The sequence below is a fragment of the Pelagicoccus sp. SDUM812005 genome (assembly GCF_031127875.1).
Lineage (GTDB): Bacteria > Verrucomicrobiota > Verrucomicrobiia > Opitutales > Opitutaceae > Pelagicoccus.
Genome location: NZ_JARXIA010000045.1, coordinates 1 through 5,643, shown reverse-complemented (window position 1 = coordinate 5,643; position 5,643 = coordinate 1). Strand labels below are relative to the sequence as shown.

Annotated in this window: 5 protein-coding genes; 3 read left to right on the top strand and 2 right to left on the bottom strand. The window is 58.6% G+C overall.

Going from position 1 to position 5,643, the window contains the following annotated elements; translation table 11 throughout:
• Positions 1-666 (top strand): sulfatase-like hydrolase/transferase (locus QEH57_RS24395; RefSeq protein WP_309009426.1); only part of this gene is annotated, 666 nt, incomplete at its 5' end.
• A 111-nt stretch (positions 667-777) separates the two neighbouring features.
• Here QEH57_RS24395 and QEH57_RS24390 read toward each other — a convergent pair.
• Complete coding sequence (locus tag QEH57_RS24390) at positions 778-1,437, bottom strand: response regulator transcription factor (protein WP_309009425.1); 660 nt, start codon at positions 1,435-1,437, stop codon at positions 778-780.
• Positions 1,434-3,371 (bottom strand): histidine kinase, encoded by a 1,938-nt coding sequence (locus tag QEH57_RS24385; RefSeq protein ID WP_309009424.1) that lies wholly within the window; start codon positions 3,369-3,371, stop codon positions 1,434-1,436. The genes QEH57_RS24390 and QEH57_RS24385 overlap by 4 nt, the downstream gene beginning before the upstream one ends.
• A gap of 490 nt (positions 3,372-3,861) precedes the next feature.
• Between QEH57_RS24385 and QEH57_RS24380 the strand changes: the two genes are divergently transcribed.
• The gene (locus QEH57_RS24380) at positions 3,862-4,794 is read left to right on the top strand and encodes a glycoside hydrolase family protein (protein ID WP_309009423.1); all 933 of its coding nucleotides are present in this window, start codon (positions 3,862-3,864) and stop codon (positions 4,792-4,794) included.
• A gap of 119 nt (positions 4,795-4,913) precedes the next feature.
• A partial coding sequence (locus tag QEH57_RS24375; RefSeq protein ID WP_343224839.1) for a sulfatase-like hydrolase/transferase occupies positions 4,914-5,643 on the top strand: 730 nt, incomplete at its 3' end.

Here is a 5,643-nt window from a genome sequence, read left to right as displayed (position 1 = left end):
AACGCGAAGTACATGGGCAACATCACCCAGCTCGACCACGCCCTCGGCATGGTGCTCGACGCCTTGGAGGAGGTAGGGGAGAGCGAGAATACCTTTGTCTTTTTCACCTCCGACAACGGACCGGTTCCCGCCTATGGCGGTACAGCTGGCGGGCTGAGGGGAGTGAAGCGCAGCGAATACGAAGGCGGCATTCGCGTACCGGGGCTCGCTCGATTTCCTGGGAGAGTGGAGCCGGGCACGGTGAGCGAGGTGCCGGTCATCGGGAGCGACGTCTTTGCTACGGCGCTCGAGCTGGTGGACTTGCCCTTGCCCTCGGACCGCACCATTGACGGGGTGAGCATGATTCCCGCTTTGCAGGGGGAGCCGGTGCAGCGGCCGATTCCGCTCTTTTGGCGCACGCACGTATCGAAGCCGGACGAGCGGGTTGCCATGCGTATCGGAGACTGGAAGATCGTGGGAGACGAGACCTTGACGCAGTTTCAGCTCTACAACGTGCCGCAGGACTGGCAGGAGAAAAACGATCTCGCCGCAAGCATGCCGGAGAAGACGGAAGAAATGAAACGCATCCTCGTCGAACTTTGGCAGGGCATTGTGGAGGAGGGACCGAACGAGTGGTGGGAAGCGGACGGGCAGAAGCCTAAACACGGAGGGAAGCTGAGCTACTAGAGCCCGGGCAAGCAGGGACGGGCAGGCTTAGTCGCAGGACGGAGGCCTGTGTCGGAGGAGCGTATGCGGAAAGTGGATATGCTGTTGGTTTCGCGTATGCGAGCTTCGGCCCTAGTTGCCGTGGAAGAGTCCGAGCTCGTGGGCTCGATGGATGGCGGACGGCGCGTTGGGGACTTCGAGCTTGCAGTAGATCCGGCGTACGTGGTCGGCGACGGTCGTTATGCTGATGGAGAGCTGGTCCGCGATTTCCTTCTTCTGCAAGCCCTTTGCGAGCAGCTCCAGAACCTCCGTTTCGCGCTCGGACAATTGGATTCCCGAGCCGCCACGTTGGGGGCTTGCCGGAATGAGTTCCATGATGTGCTGGGCGACCTTGGGATCCAGCGACGCGCCGCCCGAAGCGACCGCTCGTATGGCTGCTCGTATTTCGGCGGCGGTGGAAGATTTTAGGAGGTACCCTGCGGCTCCTTTTCGGATGGCTTCGACGATATCTGCTTCCCGGTCGGACTGCGTGAGTACGATGATCTGCACTTTGGGCGCGTAGGACTTGAAGTAGGGCATGGCTTCCAGTCCGGGCATGCCAGGGAGGTTTAAGTCGAGCAGCACCAGGTCGGGCGTGGCGCTCAGGTTCGCGTTCATGATGCTGTTCAGGGCGCCTTCGGCCGTACCGAACTCGCTGATCAGCTCCATGCCGTCCTGCGAACTGACGATTTCGGCCAGCATTTCCCGATAGCCGGCGTTGTCTTCCACGAGCGTGAGTTTCGTTTTCTTCATCTAAATAGCAGTATGGGGTTTCGTTGTTTCAATTTGAGGGCGATGCTGGTTCCCCCTTCGCTCGGGTGTTCCATGGTTATTTTGGCGCCCAGCAAGTGAGCTCGCCTTTTGAGCGAAGGAGGGACTGCATCGAATTTGCCGCTCCCGTTGTCAGTGACTTTGAGGTGTAACCATTTTTTGGATGCGTCTAGGGCGATGGACACGTGGCTCGCTTTCGCGTGACGGATGATATTGGTAAGGCATTCCTTAAAAAAGAGGAAGAGGTCGATCCTCCTGCGCGCTTTCAGGTCGTTGATCCAGGCTTCGCCGGAGTAGCTGAAATCGTGTTCCAGGTCGGCTAGGATCCTGTCGGAGGACCGTTGCATTTCGTCGATAAGGTCGTCGCATATCCCTTTTGCCTCGAGGGTGTTAATGCAGGATCGCGCCGCTGCGGCGCTGCGCTCGGCAAAGAAGCGGCTACGATCGAGCAGTCGGCTGAGCTTCTCTGGATTGTCGATGGACTCTTTGGCGAGGTCGCTGACGAGACTGATGGTATGGAGGTTGGCGCCGAGCTCGTCGTGCAGGTCGGCTGCCAGCCTTTCCTTGAGTCGGGAAACCTGTTTTTGTCGTACGAGCTGGGTGATGAGCACGATGAGGATCGCGGCGAAGGCGAGGAGGGCCGCGGTCCACTTCATCTTGTTCAGCGCGGCCTTCTGGTGGTGGTAGCGATTGGCCAATTCGCTGACGATGAGGGGCCGAAGCGTTTGCAGCTCATGGCGCCGTGCCAGTTCGTTGATCCACTGGCGTATGGGCAGGATTTGGCCGTAGAGGTTGTATCCATCGACCATGGACTCGGCGGACCGGGTGGCGGTGGTACGGTTCGGAATGGTTTGCACGGGGGTGCCGCCAGCAACGTTGACCCCTTCGGCGAGGAGTTCGATTTCGGCGAAAGCCAGTTTGAAATCCGGCTCGATGGAGGGAGCGGTGATCCTCACATAGCGACAACTGCGGGCCGGGAACTTTTTCATGATGATCGGACCGCGCTCGGTGGGGCTGATACGACGGATTTCAGTGAGCGGGAAGGCATCGGAGAAATCCATTTGGTTGGCTCCCAGGATGCGGAGATTGTCAGGCATCCCGAAGCGAACGTTGTCGGTTTCCGGTACGGTGTTGCTGCGCTCCGCTTCGTGGAGGTGGATACCGGATAGGGGGTAAGCTTCGCCGAGGTCGAAGGTGATGCTTGGGTTTCTGCTGCGGCCCAGCAAGTAGGCGAGGGTCCTGTTTCCCCGGGCGCTGTTCATGATGAAGGGGGTGTGCCCATCCACCAGGTACTGAGGGTGCCAGGGCGTTTGCACGCCGGGGTGCACACTCGAGACCGTGACGCGGTTTTGCAGCGCGATGTTCTCGTCCCCGCTGAAGACGAATATCTCCGATAGCTGGAGCACGAAGCGATTGTCGAAGGCGCGGGGCGAAAGTCGGGAAGTTTCCAGAAGTATCCAAGAACCGGATATGCCTTTTCCGGACAGGACGACGGGGGCGATTCCGATGCTGTCTCTTGGCGAATTGAATTCTCCGAGAAGGGTGCCGTCGGGATTGTCGCTCGAACCGATGGTGATGCGGTAAGCCTCGGGAAAGCCGTCGGCTTGAAAGCCACGTTCGTAGTCGCGCCAGAGGGCGGGAACGAGCGCGATTTGGTCGATCGGATATTCCTTTTCGAACTCGATCCTTACCCATTCCGATTGCTCCGCCGCATGGTACCATTGGGAGCGGAAGCCGATGCTGCCGCTGCCGCTTCTCAGCGAGTGCCGCGCGAGCTGGTCCAGTTCCGCGTCGAGCTCGCTGAGCTCGGTTTCGAGTTCGGCCATGCTGCGGTCGTCCAGGCTGCTGCTTGCTCCGCTCGCGGAAGCCGCGATCAGCAGCGCTGTCAGGAAGTGGAGCGGTAGGTAACGACGCATGGGAATGTTGCAGTCAAGCGGGGAAGGGGGAGGAGCCGCGTTGGCGGCAGAAGGAAAAGTGAGCTCTAGGGCTTGTGAATTTTCAAACCTGAAATGCTAGGCGAATAAAAGTTCGCCTTTTGTATCAGGAATATGGGCCCAACCCTCCATATGAGGGGTTCACCGCGGGACGCGAAGCTGTTATTGTCTTTCGTTCCCTCGAAAGGGGAGCGGGACGCGCCGTTTGGAAGGAGGTTACCTCATACTGCTTCGAATGGCCGTCGAACGGATGCGAGTGGCTCCATGGGGCTAGGTTTTAGGGAAAATGAAGATTGTTTTGGAAGCACGTATGTTGACGACAGTGAGAAGGCTATGCTTGGCGCTGGGGCCGTTGCTTGGCGTTTTGGCCTGGGGGGCGCCCGCTAATAAGATTGAGCTTTCCTCGTTCTGCGAGGCCCACGAGCCTGGAAAGTACATCTTGCCAGCTGGAGACGATCATTGGACTTGGGGGATGGCCCCGATTTACGACGAGGAAGGGAAGCTCCACATCTTCAATTCCGTCATACCGAACGACGGCGTTTGGGTGAAGGACAGCAAGATCGTTCACTGGACGGCAGACTCGGTAGAAGGACCCTACACGCTCGAGGGGGACCTGTTCGCGAGCGAGCACGCGGCCTACCACAACCCGCAGGTTTCGAAGGTGGGGGACAGCTACGTCTTGGTCTATCTTTACAACAAGCACAACGACGCGAACGGTTCCTTGCAGGAGGTCGGTATCGCAACGGCGAAGTCGCCGAGCGGCCCCTGGACCGAGAGTCCTCACAACCCCGTCATACCCGCTTCCGGAACCATGAACGGAGCGGAGATCATCCACGCGTCGAACCCGACCTTCGTGGTAACGCCGGAAGGGGAATACCGCATTTATTTTAAGTCCATGACAACCAAGCATCGCTTTAGGGAGATCTCGCTCGCCTTTAGCGATACGATCGAGGGGCCGTATCGGAATTATGAGGGCAACCCGCTCATTAGCTACGCGGAGAACGAGGTCGATATCGAGGATCCGTATGCCTTTTATTATGAGGGGCTCTACTATATGATCGTTGAAGACCGGCGCGGAGTTCGGAATTTGCTGGAAGGGGAGCCGCTTCCTTTGAAGCATACGAAGAATGGCGGTCGGCGGCCCGGTCTGATCTATACTTCGAAAGACGGGATCGATTGGGGTGTACCAGAAATTGGATACCTGACCAATGAGGGATACTTCGGCGATAAGCTAGCCCGTACGGAACGTCCCAGTATCCTGTGGAAGGACGGAAAGCCCGAATACCTCTTCCTGGCCTGCCACGACGACGACCCGACTGCAGGATTCTTTGTCCGTATCAACGATTGGGAACCGCGGGCGCCATCGGGACCGCGAGTGAGTCAGCTCGACGCCTGGGAACGCTAGGGTTGGGTTGCGAAGCTTTGTTTGAAGGTAAAAATTATTTTGGATAGGATTATTTTGTAGTGAGAAATAAAATTGTAAGCGTACTAAGTCTGGTCGTCGTTCTCTTGTCCTGCAGCGAAATGCAGGGTAAGGAGGCGAAGCAGCCGAACATTGTAGTGGTCGTGGCCGACGACATGGGCTGGGGCGATTCCGGGACCTACGGGCACGAGCTGATACAGACTCCCAACATGGATCGCATGGCGGCTCAAGGGGTGAAGCTGACCCAATGCTACTCCGCGGCCGGCGTGTGTTCGCCCTCGCGTTCGGCGATCCTGACGGGCCGCACTCCTTACCGCAACGGGGTGTATCGGCACCTTTCCGGCAATGGACCGGCCTATTTGCGGGAAAGCGAGATCACCTACCCGGAGCTGCTGAAGGAGGTGGGCTACGAGACCTGTCACGTGGGAAAGTGGCACTTGCTGTCCAAGCAGCAGTTCGCCAATCCCGAGTATCCACAACCTGGGGACCACGGCTACGACTATTGGCTGTATACGCATAACAACGCCAGCCCGAGCCACGAGAATCCAGACAACTTCTATCGCAACGGCGAAGCGCTCGGCGAGATCGAAGGCTACTCCGCCCAGATCGTAGCGGGCGAGGCGGCCCATTGGCTGAAGAACCTGCGCGATCCGCAGAAGCCCTTCGCGCTTTCGGTTTGGTTCCACGAGCCGCATTCACCCATCGCCACCGACTCGCGCTTCCAGGAGCTCTACGCGGGCCATGAGAACGCGAAGTACATGGGCAACATCACCCAGCTCGACCACGCCCTCGGCATGGTGCTCGACGCCTTGGAGGAGGTAGGGGAGAGCG